Source organism: Microbacterium barkeri, from assembly GCF_027921765.1.
Taxonomy (GTDB): domain Bacteria; phylum Actinomycetota; class Actinomycetes; order Actinomycetales; family Microbacteriaceae; genus Microbacterium; species Microbacterium barkeri.
This window is the reverse complement of record NZ_BSEJ01000002.1, coordinates 110,478-125,853: the sequence shown is the minus strand read 5'-3', so window position 1 is coordinate 125,853 and position 15,376 is coordinate 110,478. Positions and strand designations below refer to the sequence as shown.

The window sequence follows — 15,376 nt, the reverse complement described above, 5'->3', positions numbered from 1 at the left end:
TAGGCTGGGCGCATGGGCCTGTTCTCGAGGAAGAAGAAGACCGACCCCGCGACGGAGGAGGCCGCTTCGACCCCGGTCGAAGGCGAGGGGGCCGCTGCGGCGGCCGACGCTCCCGCCGAGCCGGAGGCTCCTGCCGAGCCGGAGGCTCTCGCCGAGCAGACACCCGAGGTCGGCATCTCGTTCTCCGCGTTCCGCGGCGTGGGAGCGCCCTCGGGGCCCGAGATCGCCCCGCCGTCCGACGAGCCCGCGCCCGCCCCGGCCGCGCCGTCTGCGCCCGCTCAGCCCGGGCCGTCCGTCACGCGCCGCCCGGCGCCCGAGCCGACCCCGCCCACGCGCCCCGAGCTGCCCAAGGCGCCCGCCGCTCCGCCCACCCAGCTCGAGACCGTGCCGGGCCTGCGCGACAACGCGCTGCTGCGCGACGCGCTCGCGGCGCTCCCGGAGAAGCCGACCGGCCCGCAGGTCATGGGCGTGCTGCGGCAGATGCTGCAGGGCCACGTCTTCCTGCGGGTGAAGGGCGATGCGCGCCAGCAGATCGCGGAGGGGAAGCCCGTCACCTTCGGCATCGCGCGCGTGGGCGACCAGAACTTCATGGTCGCGTTCAGCTCGGGCAAGGCCCTGCGCGACGCCGTCCAGAGCGATGGCGACACGGAGACGTCGGCTGTCGCGCAGCCCGTCGCGGCGCTGCTCACGCAGCTGCTCAAGGGCGACTTCGGCGGCATCATCATCGACAACAACTCCGCACCGCACCGCGTGGTGCTGCCGCGCGACATCATCGAGCAGGCGATGAACCAGGCCGACCCGGAGTTCCGCCTCAAGGCGCTGCTCACGGCGCCGCGCGAGGCCGACACCCCGCACAAGGTCGCCGCGCTGCTCGCGGAGGCCCCGCCGCTCTGGGTCGCGGTCGGCTCGCTCGCGGAGGACCAGACGAAGATGGGGATCGCCGAGGCGCGCCTGGCCGACGGCACGCGCCTCGTGCAGCTGCACTCGCACCCCCTCGAGGTCGTCGCGCAGGGCCGCGGCGAGAAGGCGCTCCCGATCAAGGTCGTCAAGCTCGCGAAGATGCTCCGCGACCACGAGGAGCTGGGCGGCGTGCTCATCGACCCGGCGGGGCCGCTCATCACGCTCACGCGCGACGAGCTCGCCCCGGTGCTCGCCCTCGAGGAGGAGTAGGGTCGGGCTCAGTACTCCGCGCGCGCCGCGAACGTCTCGAGCAGGCGCTGCAGCGAGTCCAGGCGCGGCGCGGGCAGCCGGCGCTCCGCGACCGCCTCGTTAAGCGCGCAGTCCGGCGCGTCGGGCAGGTGCGTGCACCCGCGCGGGCACTCCTCGGCGACGGCGTCGAGATCGGGGTACGCCCGGAGGATGTTCGCGGGGTCGACATGGCCGAGCCCGAACGAGCGCACGCCCGGGGTGTCGATCACCCATCCCTTGCCCCGTCGGCCCTCGTATCGCAGCGACACCGTGGAGGACGACGTGTGCCGGCCGCGGCCGGTCACCTCGTTCACATGCCCCGTCGCGCGGCCGGCGCCGGGCACGAGGGCGTTCACGAGCGTCGACTTGCCGACGCCGGAGTGCCCGACGAAGACCGTCGAATGGCCCACGAGCGCCGCTCCGATCTCGGCGACCGGCGTCTCGCCGCGCGCGCTGCGGAAGACGCGCAGGTCGGGAAGGCCCTCGAAGTGCGCGAGGAACCCCTCGGGGTCGGCGAGGTCGGTCTTCGTGACGACGAGGAGCGGCCGGATGCCGGCGTCGAGGGCCGCCACGAGGTAGCGGTCGACGAGGCGCGGGCGCGGCTCGGGATCGGCCGCGGCCACGACGACGAGCATCTGGTCGGCGTTCGCGACGACGACCCGCTCGACCTGGTCGGTGTCGTCGGCGCTGCGACGCAGGAGCGACGTGCGCTCCTCGATGCCGACGATGCGCCCGAGCGTGCCCTCACGGCCCGACGTGTCGCCCACGACGCGCGCGCGGTCGCCCGTGACGATCGGCGTGCGGCGCAGCTCGCGCGCGCGGGCGGCCGTCGCCTCGTGCTCGTCGGGGCCGTCCTCGTCGATGAGCAGGGTGTAGCGCCCGCGGTCGACGCCGAGCACCCGCGCGATGCGGGCGTCCTCGTGTGCGGGGCGCCGCTTCGTGCGCGGCCGGTTGGCCTTCGGGTTCGGCCGCACACGGACATCCGACTCGTCGAACTCGTCGTCGAGGTCGTCGGAGTCGCCGAGCCAGCTCACGCCGAGGTGCTCCTCGACCTCGTGCCGACGAGGCCCTCCCACAGCTGGGCGAACTCCGGCAGCGTCTTCGCCGTCGTGCCGATGTCGTCGACGACGACACCCGGGGTGCGCAGCCCGATGAGCGCGCCCGTGGTCGCGATGCGGTGGTCGTGGAACGCGCGCCACGTGCCCGCGCGGAGGGGCCGCGGGAACACGCGGATGCCGTCCGGAAGCTCCTCGGCCTCGCCGCCGACCGCGCGGAGGTTCTGGGCGAGCGCGGCCAGGCGATCGGTCTCGTGCCCGCGGATGTGCGCGATCCCGCGGAAGGTCGACGGTCCGTCCGCATACGCCGCGAGCCCGACGAGCGTCGGCGTGAGCTCGCTCACCGCCGAGAGGTCGAGGTCGACGCCGTGCAGGCCCTTGCCCGCGGAGACCGTGAGCGCACCCGAGCGCCGCGTCACGCGCGCGCCCATGTGCGCGAGGATCTCCGTGAGGTGCGCTCCCGGCTGGGTCGAGTGCACGGGCCATCCGGTCACCGTCACGTGGCCGCCCGCGATCATGGCGGCCGCGAGGAACGGCGCGGCGTTCGACAGATCGGGCTCGATCGCGATGTCCTTGGCGCGCACGGGGCCGGCCGGCACGATCCACTCGCCGTGGCCCGACCGCTCGACGAGCACGCCGCGCCGCGCGAGCGACTCGATCGTCATGTCGATGTGCGGGACGCTGGGCAGGCGGGCGCCGACGTGTCGCAGGCGCAGGCCGACGTCGAAGCGCGGGGCGGCGAGCAGGAGGCCCGAGACGAACTGGCTCGACGCCGAGGCGTCGATGTCGATCTCCCCGCCGCGCAGATGGCCGTGTCCGTGCACGCGGAACGGGAGCGACCAGCGCCCCTCGTCGTCGATGTCGACGCCGAGGTCGCGCAGCGCCTTGATCATCTCGCCCATCGGCCGGTGCAGCGCGCTCTCGTGAGCGGTCACGAGCACGTCGCCGTCGGCGAGGCCCGCGAGCGGGGCGACGAACCGCATCACCGTGCCGGCCTGGCCCGAGTCGACCGTGCCGCCGCCGCGCAGGGGAGCGGCAGGGGTCACGTGCAGGTCGGGCCCGAACGGGCTGTCGCCCTCGACCTCCTCGATCCCGACACCCAGCTGGGTGAGCGCCTCGATCATCCGGCGGGAGTCGTCCGAGTGCAGCGGCCGGTGCAGGGTGCTCGGCCCGTCTGCGATGGCCGCGAGCACGAGCTCGCGGTTCGTGAGCGACTTCGACCCGGGCACGGCCAGGGTCGCGTCCAGCGCACGCTCGGCGACGGGCGCCTCGTACGCGCCCTGCGGTCTGTTCACGGCGCCATGGCCGTCGGGGGAATACCCACGGGCAGTCATCGCGTTCCACCCTACTGAATGCACGAGAGGAGCCGGATGTTCGCCACCCTTGCGAATCCGCGTGAGGACGTCGACGCGGGGCCCTGCGGCGGCGCCGACGCGGCGCGCCTAGACTTGCCGATCATGAGCGACGCACAGCCCTCCCCGGCAGACGCGCGCGCGCAGTTCGAAGAGCAGGCGCTCCCCTTCATGGACCAGCTCTACGGCGCGGCGATGCGGATGACCCGGAACCCGCCGGATGCGGCGGACCTCGTCCAGGAGACGTTCGTCAAGGCGTTCGCGTCGTGGTCGTCGTTCACGCAGGGGACCAACCTCAAGGCGTGGCTGTACCGCATCCTCACGAACACCTACATCAACACGTACCGGAAGAAGCAGCGCGAGCCCTACCAGGGCACGATCGACGACCTCGAGGACTGGCAGCTCGGCGGCGCCGAGTCGACGACCGCGATGAGCAGCCGCTCGGCCGAGGCCGAGGCGATCGACCGCATGCCCGCCTCGGTCGTGAAGGACGCTCTGCAGTCCATCCCCGACGACTTCCGGATGGCGGTGTACCTCGCCGACGTCGAGGGCTTCGCCTACCAGGAGATCGCCGACATCATGAAGACCCCCATCGGCACCGTCATGAGCCGCCTGCACCGTGGCCGGCGGCTCCTGCGCGGGATGCTGACCGAGTATGCGGCCGAGCGCGGGATCTCGGCCGCCGAGACAGGAGCGAAGAAATGACCGACTGCGGCTGCGAGAAAGCACGGCGCGACCTCGAGGCGTACCTCCGAGGCGCGATCGAGCTGTGCCGGACCGAGCACTCCGACATCAAGGAGCACATCGACAGCTGCCCGAGCTGCCAGGGCGAGGTCCTCGTCGAGCGCACGCTCACCGAGGCCATCCAGCGCTCCTGCCGCGAGGAGGTCGCCCCCGAGGAGCTCCGCGACCACGTCCTCGCCCAGCTGCGCGCGGCGCAGGCGGCCCACACAGCGGTCTGAGACCGCCCCTGAGACCGTGGCGTCGAGCACACAGTCTCGGGGTGGACAATAGACGACGTGGAAGAGCTCTTCGTCCTCCTGCTGGTGGTCGTCACCGCCCTGGCATTCGACTTCACCAACGGGTTCCACGACACGGGCAACGCGATGGCCACGTCCATCGCGACCGGGGCTCTGAGACCGAAGGCGGCCGTCGCCCTCTCGGCCGTGCTCAACCTCGTCGGCGCGTTCCTCTCGATCGAGGTCGCGAAGACGGTCGGCGGAGACGTCGTCGACCTGAACCAGGCGCAGGGCGAGGAGCTGATGCTCATCGTCTTCTGCGGCCTCGTCGGCGCGATCATCTGGAATCTCGTGACCTGGCTCTTCGGCCTCCCGTCGTCGTCGAGCCACGCGCTCTTCGGCGGGCTCGTCGGCTCGGCGTTCGTCTGGGGCATCGTGAACGGCGCGAACGGCGTCGTGTGGGCCGGCATCGTCGGCAAGGTGCTCATCCCCGCCGTGCTGTCGCCGCTCATCGCGGCCCTCATCGCGGGCGTCGGCACCGTGCTCGTCTACCGCATCACCGCCCGCGTGCCGGCGGAGAAGTCCGAGCGCGGCTTCCGCTGGGGCCAGCTCGGCTCGGCGTCGCTCGTCTCGCTCGCGCACGGCACCAACGACGCGCAGAAGACGATGGGCGTCATCTTCCTCGCGCTCATCGCATACGGGGCGGTGAACCCCGAGGACGACGTCCCGTTCTGGGTGAAGCTGACGTGCGCCCTCGCGATCGCGCTCGGAACCTACCTGGGCGGATGGCGCATCATCCGCACGCTCGGAAAGGGCCTCGTCGAGCTGTCGGCGCCGCAGGGGATGGCCGCGGAGACGTCGAGCGCGGCGATCATCCTCACCTCGAGCCACCTCGGCCTCCCGCTGTCGACGACGCACGTCGCGACCGGATCCATCCTCGGCACCGGGCTGGGGCGCAAGGGCGCCGAGGTTCGCTGGAAGCTCGCGGGGCGGATGGGAATCGCATGGATCATCACGCTGCCGGCCGCGGCCGCTGTCGGCGGCGTGTGCTGGTGGATCGGCTCTGCGTTCCCCGGCCTCATCGGCGTCCTCATCGTCTTCGCCCTGCTCATCGGGCTGTCCGGCTACATGTACTGGCGCTCCACGCACAATGAGGTGTCGCACCACAACGTCAACGACGACTGGAAGGACGACGGCGTCACGGTCGACACGTCGAACGTGACGAGCGTCGTGAAGGTGGTGCGCTGATGGCCATCGACGTCTCCGCGATCCTCGGCTCCGTCGGCCAGGTGCTCGTCGCCGGGCTCCTGCTCGGCGCCGGCCTCCCCGCGCTGTTCGCGCTCGGGGTCCGCCTCCTCGCCACGGCCCCCGAACCCGGAGTCGGCGGCTTCTCGGGTGCCCGCGTCGGCGCGTGGGCGTGCTTCGGGCTCTGCATCGCCGCCGCCCTGTTCGGGATCGTCGTCATCGTCTTCGGGAAGCAGATGTTCGGGGCCTGAGGCCCTCGGCAGCCATCCCGCTGAGCCCGCGCGTTCACGCGCACGTCACCCCCGCGCATCCCTCCGGCCACCGACGCGAGCGTGTCGCGTCATCCCGCCTCCGTACGGTCGCGCCTGCGCGCACCCGAGCGCGCTTCCCTGCCGCACCTTCCGGAGGTCCCCATGTCACCACGCCCTGCCCTCGCCGCCCTCGGCCTTCTCGCCGCGACGTCGCTCGCGCTCGCGGGCTGCGCCCCTGCCGGCTCCGACGACGCCGCTGCGTCCGACGGCATCGATGCGGCGTCCGCGACGAGCGTCGAGGACTTCGGATCGTTCGAGGCGCTCGAGGAAGCCGCGAAGGCGGAGGGCGCGCTCAACGTGATCGCCCTGCCGCGCGACTGGGCGAACTACGGCGAGATCCTCGACCTGTTCGCCGAGCGCTACCCCGAGATCGCGATCGAGGAGCAGTCGCCCGACGTCTCGAGCGCCGAGGAGATCCAGGCCGCCGAGGCGAACGCCGGGCTCGACACCGCACCCGATGTGTTCGATCTCGGCCTCACCGTCGCTCTGCAGAACACCGACGCGTTCGCGCCGTACCGCGTGCAGACGTGGGACGACATCCCCGACGAGCTCAAGCACCCGGAGGGCCTCTTCGTCGGCGACTACGGCGGGTACATGTCGATCGGGTACGACGCGTCGTCGTTCGACGCGCCGACCTCGCTCGACGACCTGCTCGGCTCGGAGTTCGCCGGCTCCGTCGCGATCAACGGCGACCCCACGCAGGCCGGCGCGGCGTTCGCCGCCGTGGGCCTCGCGACGGTCCAGTCGGGCGGCACGCTCGACGACTTCCAGCCCGGCATCGACTTCTTCTCGGAGCTCAACGCGGCGGGCAACCTCCTCAAGGTCGATGTCACCTCCGCGACCGTGGCCTCGGGCGAGACCCCCGTCGTGTTCGACTGGGACTACCTGAACGCCGCGCACAGCGCCGAGAACCCCGACTGGAAGACGGTCGTCCTCGATGGCGTCGGCTACGCGGGGTACTACAACCAGGCGATCAACGCCGACGCGCCGCACCCGGCCGCCGCGCGCCTGTGGCAGGAGTTCCTCTACAGCGACGAGGTCCAGAACCTGTGGCTGAAGGGCGGCGCTCGCCCGGTCCGCGCCGAGGCCATGGCCGCGGCGGGAACGATCGACGAAGAGCTCTACGCCGCGCTGCCCGAGGCGCCCGAGGAGACGGTCGTGCCGACGGAGGAGCAGTCGGAGGCCGCGGGCACCCTCCTCGGCGAGACCTGGGCCGCGGCCGTCGAGTGACGACCGCAGTCCTCGCGGAGGGGGCGTCCACCGTCGCGTCGGCGCCCCCTCCGTCCGCCCCTCGACGCCGGCGGTTCGACCCGGCTGCGCTCGGCCTGGTCCCCTTCGCGGCGTACGTCCTCGTGTTCCTCCTCCTCCCGACGGCGATCGCCATCGGGACGGGCTTCCTCGACAGCGACGGAGCGCTCACCCTCGACAACATCGCCGGCCTGCTCGAGCCGACGATCCTGCGGACCTTCGGCAACTCGATCTGGCTGTCCGCCCTCACGGCGATCGTCGGCGCCGTCCTCGGTGCGCTGGCCTGCTACGCGATGCTCGGCCTGCCCGAGGGCGGGCGAACGCGCACGACGGTCGACGCCGCGGCGAGCGTGCTCGCGCAGTTCGGCGGCGTCATGCTCGCGTTCGCGTTCATCGCGACACTCGGCGCGCAGGGGCTCATCACCCGGCTCATCCTCGACCTCGCGGGTGTCGACATCCACGCGGGCGGCAACTGGCTGTACGCCCTGCCCGGCCTCGTCCCGACGTACCTCTTCTTCCAGGTGCCGCTCATGGTCATCACGTTCATGCCCGCGATGAACGCGCTGCAGCCGGCCTGGGCCGAGGCGAACCTCACCCTCGGGGGCACGCGCTTCGGCTTCTGGCGCTGGATCGGCATCCCGGTTCTGTCGCCGGCGTTCCTCGCGAGCCTGCTTCTGCTGTTCGCCAACGCCTTCTCCTCGTACGCGACGGCGGCCGCGCTCGCCAGCCAGGGAGCGCAGATCGTGCCCCTGCAGATCCGCGCGGCCCTCACGAGCGAGACGGTCCTCGGCCGCGAGAACCTCGCGGGCGCCCTCGCGCTCGGCATGATCGCCGTCGTGTCCGCCTGCATGTGGGGCTACTCCGCGATCCAGCGCCGAGCGGCGAGGTGGCGGCGATGAGCGCCCCGCCCTTCGCTCCGAGTGCCGCGGCGCGCTGGATCATCGGCGTCGTGCTCCTCGCCGTGTTCGCCATCCCGATCGCGTCGATGGTCGAGTACTCCCTGCGCGACGGCGCGGGCTACTCGCTCGTGCACTGGACCGCCCTCTTCGACCCGGAGAACGCGGGGACCTATCGTCCGATCTGGACCGGACTCGGCAACTCGCTCCTCCTCGCCGCGGTCACCGTCGTCATCGTGCTCGCGCTCGTCGCGCCCACCGTCGTGCTCGTGAACCTCCGCTTCCCCCGCCTGCGACAGCTCTTCGAGTTCGTCGTGCTGCTGCCGATCTCCATCCCTGCGATCGTCGTGGTGGTCGGACTCGCTCCGATCTACCAGAGCATCGGACGTGCGATCGGCACGGGGGTGTGGACGCTGGCGTTCGCCTACGGCATCACGGTCCTGCCGTTCGCCTACCGCGCGATCCAGGCCTCCATCGACGCGGTGGACCTCCGGACCCTGTCCGAGGCGTCGCGCACACTCGGCTCGGGCTGGGGGACCACCCTCCTCCGGGTGATCGCGCCCAACCTGCGGCCGGGGCTCCTCGCCGCGTCGCTCATCTCCGTCGCCGTCGTGCTCGGCGAGTACACGATCGCCTCGATCCTCGGCCGTCAGAACCTCCAGACCGCCCTCGTCGTGGTCGGCAAGCAGGACCCGTGGGCGCCGGTCATCCTCTCGCTGCTGTCGCTCGTCTTCGCGTTCGCACTGCTCATCGTCATCGGGCGCGCGGGGCGCGCCCGCTCCGGAAGGACCTCTGCATGACCATCGACGCGATCGACACCGACGAGAACGCGCTGCTCGCGGCCCGAGGGCAGGGCGTCCCGGTCGCCTTCCAGGGCGTGGTGAAGGAGTTCGGGTCGACGCGCGTTCTCCACGGCGTCGACCTCGACATCCGCCCCGGCGAGTTCCTGTCCCTGCTCGGTCCATCCGGCTGCGGCAAGACGACGCTCCTGCGCATCCTGGCGGGGCTCGAGCAGGCGACGAGCGGCGTCGTCCGCATCGACGGTGCCGACGTGTCGACCGTCCCGACCAATCGACGCGACCTCGGCATGGTGTTCCAGGCGTACTCGCTCTTCCCACACCTCACGGTGCAGCAGAACGCGGCTTTCGGGCTCGAGCGGCGCCGCGTCGCTAAGGTCGAGGCCGCGAGGCGCGCGCTCGACGCGCTGCGGCTCGTGGGGCTCGAGCATCTCGCCGACCGGTATCCGCACCAGCTGTCGGGTGGCCAGCAGCAGCGCGTCGCCCTCGCGAGGGCCATCGTGACCGAGCCCCGCGTGCTGCTGCTGGACGAGCCGCTGTCGGCACTCGACGCGAAGGTGCGGGTGCAGCTGCGAGACGAGATCCGTGCCCTGCAGCTGAGGCTCGGCATCACGACGGTGTTCGTCACCCACGATCAGGAGGAGGCGCTCGCCGTATCCGACCGGATCGCGGTCATGGACGCGGGGCGCATCGAGCAGATCGGCACGCCGGAAGATCTCTATCTGCACCCCGCGACGCCCGGCGTCGCCGCGTTCGTCGGGCTCTCGTCCATCGTCCCCGCCGTCGCCCGGAGCGGGTTCGTCGAGGTTCTGGGCACGCGGGCGCCCATCCTGGGCGACGCCGTGGACGGGTCGGTCGAGGCGTTCGTGCGCCCCGAGAACGTGCGCCTGGGCGGGAGCGTGCTCGGCACGGTCGTCGAATCGACCTTCCTCGGCAGCATGCGCCGCTCGGTCGTGCGGGTGGAGACGGCCGACGGCTCGGCGGCGCTCGTCCGCGTGCAGCACGCCGCGTCCGAGCGGCTCGAGGTGGGCGAGCGGGTGACGCTGTCGGTCGACGCCGTGCCCGTCGTCGTGCGCCCGCGCGGGGCCTGACCCTCTTCGGGCGACGCGCCTCGGGCCATCCTGCGCCGCTCCGCGCCTGCCGCCGCGGGCGGCGGCTCGGACCCGGCGTCCGTGCCCGCCCGTAGGCTGGTGCGGTGAGCCCCATCGACGCACGCACTGTTCCCGCCGACCCGACCTCTCACGCGCGCCTCGCCGCCGCCGGCCTCGACTACCGGCTCGTCGACGGGGCGGACCGCGACGCGCTGGGCCGCACGCTCCAAGCTGTGTCGCGCGGATTCCTCGGCCCGGAGGTGAACGACGAGTCGCTCACCGAGCAGCACACCCAGCTCGCCGACCGCCGGTACACGGCGGTGTTCGACGCGTCGATCGCCGAGCCGGAGATCCCGGTCGCGACGGTCGATTCCTGGGTCACGCCGCTGACGATCCCCGGCGGCGAGCTCGACATGTGGGCGATCAGCGGTGTGACCGTGTCGCCGACCCACCGGCGGCGCGGCATCGCGCGGGCCATGCTCGAGGGCGAGGTGCGCGCTGCGGCCGAGGCCGGCCTCGCGATGGCGGGGCTGACCGTGACCGAGACCACCATCTACGGCCGGTACGGCTTCGGATCGGCGATCCCCATGAGCCGGTGGACGATCGATGTGCGGCGGGCGGGATGGTCCGGCGGCGAGCCCGACGGCCGCGTCGAGTTCGTGAGCCGCGAGCAGCTCGCGCGCGACCTCGGGGAGGTGCACGACCGTCAGCGCACGCTGCGCGCGGGCGAGATCGCCGGATGGCCGCGCCGCTGGCGGCAGCACGCCGGCCTGTCCTCCTCGGTGAAGGACGGCGACAGCGTCCGCGGCGTGCGGTACGTCGACGCCGACGGCGCCGTGCGGGGCGCGATGGCCTACCGGATCGCCGAGGGCGAGAGCGACTTCGCGCTCGCGCGCCTGGACATCCGCCATCTCGCGGCCGAGACCGACGACGCGACCGCCGCCCTCCTGCGCTTCGCCCTCCAGCACGATCTCGTGGCCGAGGTCCGCACCGACCTGCGACCCGTCGACGACCCGCTCCGCTGGCTCGTGAGCGACGAGCGCGGCGCCGTGCAGACCATCCGCGACCACGGCTGGCTGCGCATCCTCGACGTTCCGCGCGCGCTCGAGGCGCGCACGTACTCCGCACCGGCGACGGCGACGCTCGAGGTGACCGACCCGCTCGACCTCACGACGGGCACGTGGCACCTCGAGATCGGCGCGGATGGCCGTGCGCACGTCGCGCCGACGGACGCGGCGCCCGACATCCGGCTCGGGATCGCGCAGCTGTCCTCGATCTTCCTCGGGGGCGTGCCCGCCCTCGGTCTCCTCGCGGCACGTCGCATGGCGGGCGACCGCGCGGTCGCGGCGGCGCTCGACGTCGCGTTCCGGCCCGCCCAGCCGCCGTCGCTCAGCATCTGGTACTGAGCTCGCGGCATCCGCACCGCACGACGAAGCGGCCGGCCATCCCGAGGGATGACCGGCCGCTTCATCGTGCGGATCAGGCCAGCGCGCGGCCCATCAGCTCGGCCTGCTCGACCGCGTGGATCTTCGAGGACCCGGTCGACGGCGCGGCGGCAGCCGGGCGCGAGACGACCGAGATCGTGCGGCCGAGACGGCCGGCGACCTCGAGCGAGATGAACGGCCACGCGCCCTGGTTCTCGGGCTCGTCCTGGACCCAGACGATCTCCGCGTTCGGGTACTCCGCGAGCACGGCCTGCAGCGCCTCGACGGGCGCCGGGTAGAACTGCTCGAGGCGCACGAGCGCGATCGACGGGTTGGGGTTCTTCTCGAGCTCGCCGCGGAGATCCCAGTGGATCTTGCCCGAGTGCAGGAGCACCTTCGTGACGCCCGCCTTGTCGATCGGGCGGTCGTCGGCGAGAACCGGCTGGAAGCGGCCCTGCGTGAAGTCCTGGATCTCGCTCGTCGCCCCGCGCAGACGCAGCATGGCCTTCGGCGTGAAGACGATGAGCGGCTTGCGCGGCCGCGCGTACGCCTGGCGGCGGAGGAGGTGGAAGTACGACGCGGGCGTCGACGGACGCGCGACCGTCATGTTGTCCTGCGCGCACAGCTGAAGGAAGCGCTCGATGCGCGCCGACGAGTGGTCGGGGCCCTGGCCCTCGTACCCGTGGGGGAGGAGGAGCACGACACCCGACTCCTGGCCCCACTTCTGCTCGGCCGACGAGACGTACTCGTCGATCACCGACTGCGCGCCGTTGACGAAGTCGCCGAACTGCGCCTCCCAGAGAACGAGCGCCTCCTCGGCCTCGACCGAGTAGCCGTACTCGTACGCGAGCGCCGCGTACTCGCTGAGGAGCGAGTCGTACACCCAGAAGCGGCCCTGGCTCTCCGAGAGGTTGACGAGCGGCAGCCACTCCTGGCCGTTCACGCGGTCGTGGAACGCCGCGTGGCGCTGCACGAACGTGCCGCGACGCGAGTCCTGGCCCGCGAGCCGGACGTTCGTGCCCTCGAGCAGGAGCGATCCGAACGCGAGGAGCTCGCCGAACGCCCAGTCGATCTTGCCCTCGCGGCTCATCTGCACGCGCTTGTCGAGCAGCTGCTGCAGCTTCTGATGCACCGTGAAGCCCTCGGGCTTGTTCGCGTGCGCATCGCCGATCTGGTGGATCACCTCGACCGGGACGCCGGTGACGTCGGGCTCCCCGACGACCGGGTCCTGCTCGACCTCGGGCGTGACGACGGGGTTCGCCCCCGTCTCGACCGCGTGCGTCTCGGCGAACGCGACCTCGAGGCGGTTCTGGAAGTCGGCCTTCGCCTGCTCGTACTCCTCCTCGGTGATGTCGCCGCGGCCGACGAGGGCCTCGGTGTACAGGCGGCGCACGGAGCGCTTCGCCTCGATGAGGTCGGTCATGAGCGGCTGCGTCATCGACGGGTCGTCGCCCTCGTTGTGACCGCGGCGGCGGTAGCAGACGAGGTCGATGACGATGTCGCGGTGGAAGCGCTCGCGGTACTCGAAGGCGAGCTCCGCGGCGCGCACGACGGCCTCCGGGTCGTCGCCGTTCACGTGGAGGATCGGCGCCTGGATGGTCTTGGCCGCGTCGCTCGCGTAGTACGAGGTCCGCGAGTCCTGCGGCAGCGTGGTGAAGCCGACCTGGTTGTTCACGATGATGTGCACCGTGCCGCCGGTCCGGTAGCCGCGCAGCTGCGACATCTGCAGGGTCTCGACGACGACGCCCTGGCCCGCGAAGGCCGCGTCGCCGTGGATGAGGACGGGCAGCCACGAGAACGACGCGATCGGGCCGCGGTCCTGCTTGGCGCGCGCGATGCCCTCGAGCACGCCGTCGACGGTCTCGAGGTGCGACGGGTTCGCGGCGAGGAGCACCTCGAGCGAGGAGCCGCCGTCCGACGTGAAGGTGCCCTGGGTGCCGAGGTGGTACTTGACGTCGCCCGAGCCGCGCTTGTTGCCGGGCAGGGCGCCCTCGAACTCCTGGAAGACCTCGCCGTACGCCTTGCCGGCGATGTTCGTCAGCACGTTGAGGCGGCCGCGGTGCGGCATGCCGATCGCGGCGCCCTCGAGCCCGCCGTCGGCCGCGCCCTGCAGGATGCGGTCGAGGAGCGGGATGAGCGACTCGCCGCCCTCGAGCGAGAAGCGCTTCTGGCCGACGTACTTCGTCTGGAGGAAGGTCTCGAACGCCTCGGCCTCGTTGAGCTTGCGGAGGATGCGCAGCTGCTCGTCGTGGTCCGGCTTGACGTACTTGACCTCGAGCTTCCGCTGGAACCACTCGCGCTGCTCGTGGTCGGCGATGTGCATGTACTCGATGCCGACGGTGCGGCAGTACGTGTCGCGCAGCACGCCGAGCACGTCGCGCAGCTTCATCTGGCGCTTGCCGCCGAAGCCGTTCGTGACGAACTCGCGGTCGAGATCCCAGAACGACAGCCCGTGCGACTCGATGTCGAGGTCGTGGTGCTCGCGCTGGACGTACTCGAGCGGGTCGACGTCGGCCATGAGGTGGCCGCGCACGCGGTAGGAGTTGATGATCTCCTGCACGCGCGCGGTCTTGTCGATGCGCTCGGAGAGGTCGACGGCGACGTCGGGGTTCCAGTGGATCGGCGCGTAGGGGATGCGCAGGGCCGCGAAGATCTCCTCGTAGAAGTCGCGCTCGCCGAGCAGCAGCTCGTGCACCTTCTTGAGGAACTCGCCCGACCCGGCGCCCTGGATGACCCGGTGGTCGTAGGTGCTCGTGAGGGTGATCGTCTTGCCGATCGCGAGCTCGTTGAGCGTCTTCGGGCTCGCGCCCTGGAACTCGGCCGGATACTCCAGGGCGCCCGCGCCGATGATGCAGCCCTGGCCCTTCATGAGGCGGGGCACCGAGTGGACGGTGCCGATGCCGCCGGGGTTCGTGAGCGAGATCGTCGTGCCCGCGAAGTCGGCCGCGGTGAGCTTGTTCGCGCGAGCGCGCTTGACGAGGTCCTCGTAGGCGGCGAGGTACTCGTTGAAGGTCAGCGTGTCGGCCTTCTTGATGCTCGGCACCATGAGGGCGCGGGAGCCGTCGGGCTTGGGCAGGTCGATCGCGATGCCCAGGTTGATGTGCGCGGGGGCGACGACCGACGGCTTGCCGTCGATCTCGGCGTAGAAGACGTTCTGGCTCGGGAACTCCTTGAGCGCGCGGATGAGCGCCCACCCGATGAGGTGCGTGAAGCTCACCTTGCCGCCGCGTGCACGCGCCATGTGGTTGTTGATGACGATCCGGTTGTCGATCATCAGCTTCGCGGGGATGGTCCGCACGCTCGTCGCGGTCGGGACGGTCAGCGACTCGTCCATGTTCTTCGCGAGCGTCTTGGTCATTCCCTTGAGGACGGTGACCCTGTCCTCCTCGGCCTCGCGCTGGTCGTCGCCGTTCGCGGGCTTCGAGACGGGCTGGTCGGCCGGGATGGGCGCGGGCGCCGCGGGGCGCGCCGTCGTGCGCGCGACCGGCTGCTGCCCGACGACGGGGATCGGCGCCGTCGGCGGATGCGCGGGGCCGCCCGAGGGCGTCGCGGTCGGAGCGGCCGGAGCCGCGGGCGCGCCGGCGCCTGCGCCGTACGCCTCGAGGATCGGCCACCATTCCCTGTCGACCGCGTTGCGGTCGACCTTGAACTGCTCATAGAGCTCTTCGACGAGCCACTCGTTGGCACCGAACTCGTCTTCGCTCGAGGTACCGACGCCCGTCACACGGCTTGACACGGCAGGATCGCCCACTTTCGTCCCTGAATCGATGGCACGCATGCTCCGATGCGGAAAACCCCCGAACCGGACCT

General features: G+C 71.7%; 13 protein-coding genes. 10 read left to right on the top strand and 3 right to left on the bottom strand.

Translation table 11 applies throughout. The annotated features are described in order from the left end of the window. Window positions 1-12 precede the first annotated feature (12 nt). The gene (locus PKE79_RS03650) at window positions 13-1,170 is read left to right on the top strand and encodes an SseB family protein (RefSeq protein WP_271172304.1); all 1,158 of its coding nucleotides are present in this window, start codon (window positions 13-15) and stop codon (window positions 1,168-1,170) included. A gap of 8 nt (window positions 1,171-1,178) precedes the next feature. On the opposite strand, the gene rsgA is transcribed toward PKE79_RS03650, so the two are convergent. Further along, window positions 1,179-2,222 (bottom strand): ribosome small subunit-dependent GTPase A, encoded by a 1,044-nt coding sequence (gene rsgA / locus PKE79_RS03645; RefSeq protein WP_271172303.1) that lies wholly within the window; start codon window positions 2,220-2,222, stop codon window positions 1,179-1,181. Continuing rightward, the gene (gene aroA, locus PKE79_RS03640) at window positions 2,219-3,577 is read right to left on the bottom strand and encodes a 3-phosphoshikimate 1-carboxyvinyltransferase (RefSeq protein WP_271172302.1); all 1,359 of its coding nucleotides are present in this window, start codon (window positions 3,575-3,577) and stop codon (window positions 2,219-2,221) included. The genes rsgA and aroA overlap by 4 nt, the downstream gene beginning before the upstream one ends. Before the next feature lie 123 nt (window positions 3,578-3,700). On the opposite strand from aroA, the gene PKE79_RS03635 reads away from it, so the two are divergent. The 9 genes from PKE79_RS03635 (at window position 3,701) to PKE79_RS03595 (ending at window position 11,548) form a co-directional block, all read left to right on the top strand. Next, window positions 3,701-4,300 carry a sigma-70 family RNA polymerase sigma factor gene (locus PKE79_RS03635; RefSeq protein ID WP_271172301.1) on the top strand — a complete coding sequence of 200 codons (600 nt, stop codon included), beginning with the start codon at window positions 3,701-3,703 and terminating at the stop codon, window positions 4,298-4,300. Then, the gene (locus PKE79_RS03630; RefSeq protein WP_271172300.1) at window positions 4,297-4,557 is read left to right on the top strand and encodes an anti-sigma factor family protein; all 261 of its coding nucleotides are present in this window, start codon (window positions 4,297-4,299) and stop codon (window positions 4,555-4,557) included. The genes PKE79_RS03635 and PKE79_RS03630 overlap by 4 nt, the downstream gene beginning before the upstream one ends. A gap of 57 nt (window positions 4,558-4,614) precedes the next feature. Then, the gene (locus PKE79_RS03625; protein ID WP_271172299.1) at window positions 4,615-5,802 is read left to right on the top strand and encodes an inorganic phosphate transporter; all 1,188 of its coding nucleotides are present in this window, start codon (window positions 4,615-4,617) and stop codon (window positions 5,800-5,802) included. After that, window positions 5,802-6,050, top strand: a complete 249-nt coding sequence (locus PKE79_RS03620) for a hypothetical protein (protein WP_271172298.1) — start codon at window positions 5,802-5,804, stop codon at window positions 6,048-6,050. The genes PKE79_RS03625 and PKE79_RS03620 overlap by 1 nt, the downstream gene beginning before the upstream one ends. Before the next feature lie 162 nt (window positions 6,051-6,212). Beyond that, on the top strand, window positions 6,213-7,340 hold the full coding sequence (locus PKE79_RS03615; RefSeq protein ID WP_271172297.1) for an ABC transporter substrate-binding protein: 1,128 nt from the start codon (window positions 6,213-6,215) through the stop codon (window positions 7,338-7,340). Further along, on the top strand, window positions 7,337-8,257 hold the full coding sequence (locus PKE79_RS03610) for an ABC transporter permease (RefSeq protein ID WP_374727722.1): 921 nt from the start codon (window positions 7,337-7,339) through the stop codon (window positions 8,255-8,257). Before PKE79_RS03615 ends, PKE79_RS03610 begins: the two co-directional genes overlap by 4 nt. Beyond that, window positions 8,254-9,054: an ABC transporter permease gene (locus PKE79_RS03605; RefSeq protein ID WP_271172296.1), complete on the top strand. Its 801-nt coding sequence runs from the start codon at window positions 8,254-8,256 to the stop codon at window positions 9,052-9,054. The genes PKE79_RS03610 and PKE79_RS03605 overlap by 4 nt, the downstream gene beginning before the upstream one ends. Next, on the top strand, window positions 9,051-10,142 hold the full coding sequence (locus PKE79_RS03600) for an ABC transporter ATP-binding protein (RefSeq protein WP_271172295.1): 1,092 nt from the start codon (window positions 9,051-9,053) through the stop codon (window positions 10,140-10,142). Before PKE79_RS03605 ends, PKE79_RS03600 begins: the two co-directional genes overlap by 4 nt. A 104-nt stretch (window positions 10,143-10,246) precedes the next feature. Next, complete coding sequence (locus PKE79_RS03595; protein ID WP_271172294.1) at window positions 10,247-11,548, top strand: GNAT family N-acetyltransferase; 1,302 nt, start codon at window positions 10,247-10,249, stop codon at window positions 11,546-11,548. Window positions 11,549-11,621: 73 nt separating this feature from the next. Here PKE79_RS03595 and PKE79_RS03590 read toward each other — a convergent pair whose 3' ends face one another. Next, window positions 11,622-15,302, bottom strand: a complete 3,681-nt coding sequence (locus PKE79_RS03590; protein ID WP_271172293.1) for a multifunctional oxoglutarate decarboxylase/oxoglutarate dehydrogenase thiamine pyrophosphate-binding subunit/dihydrolipoyllysine-residue succinyltransferase subunit — start codon at window positions 15,300-15,302, stop codon at window positions 11,622-11,624. Window positions 15,303-15,376 lie beyond the last annotated feature (74 nt).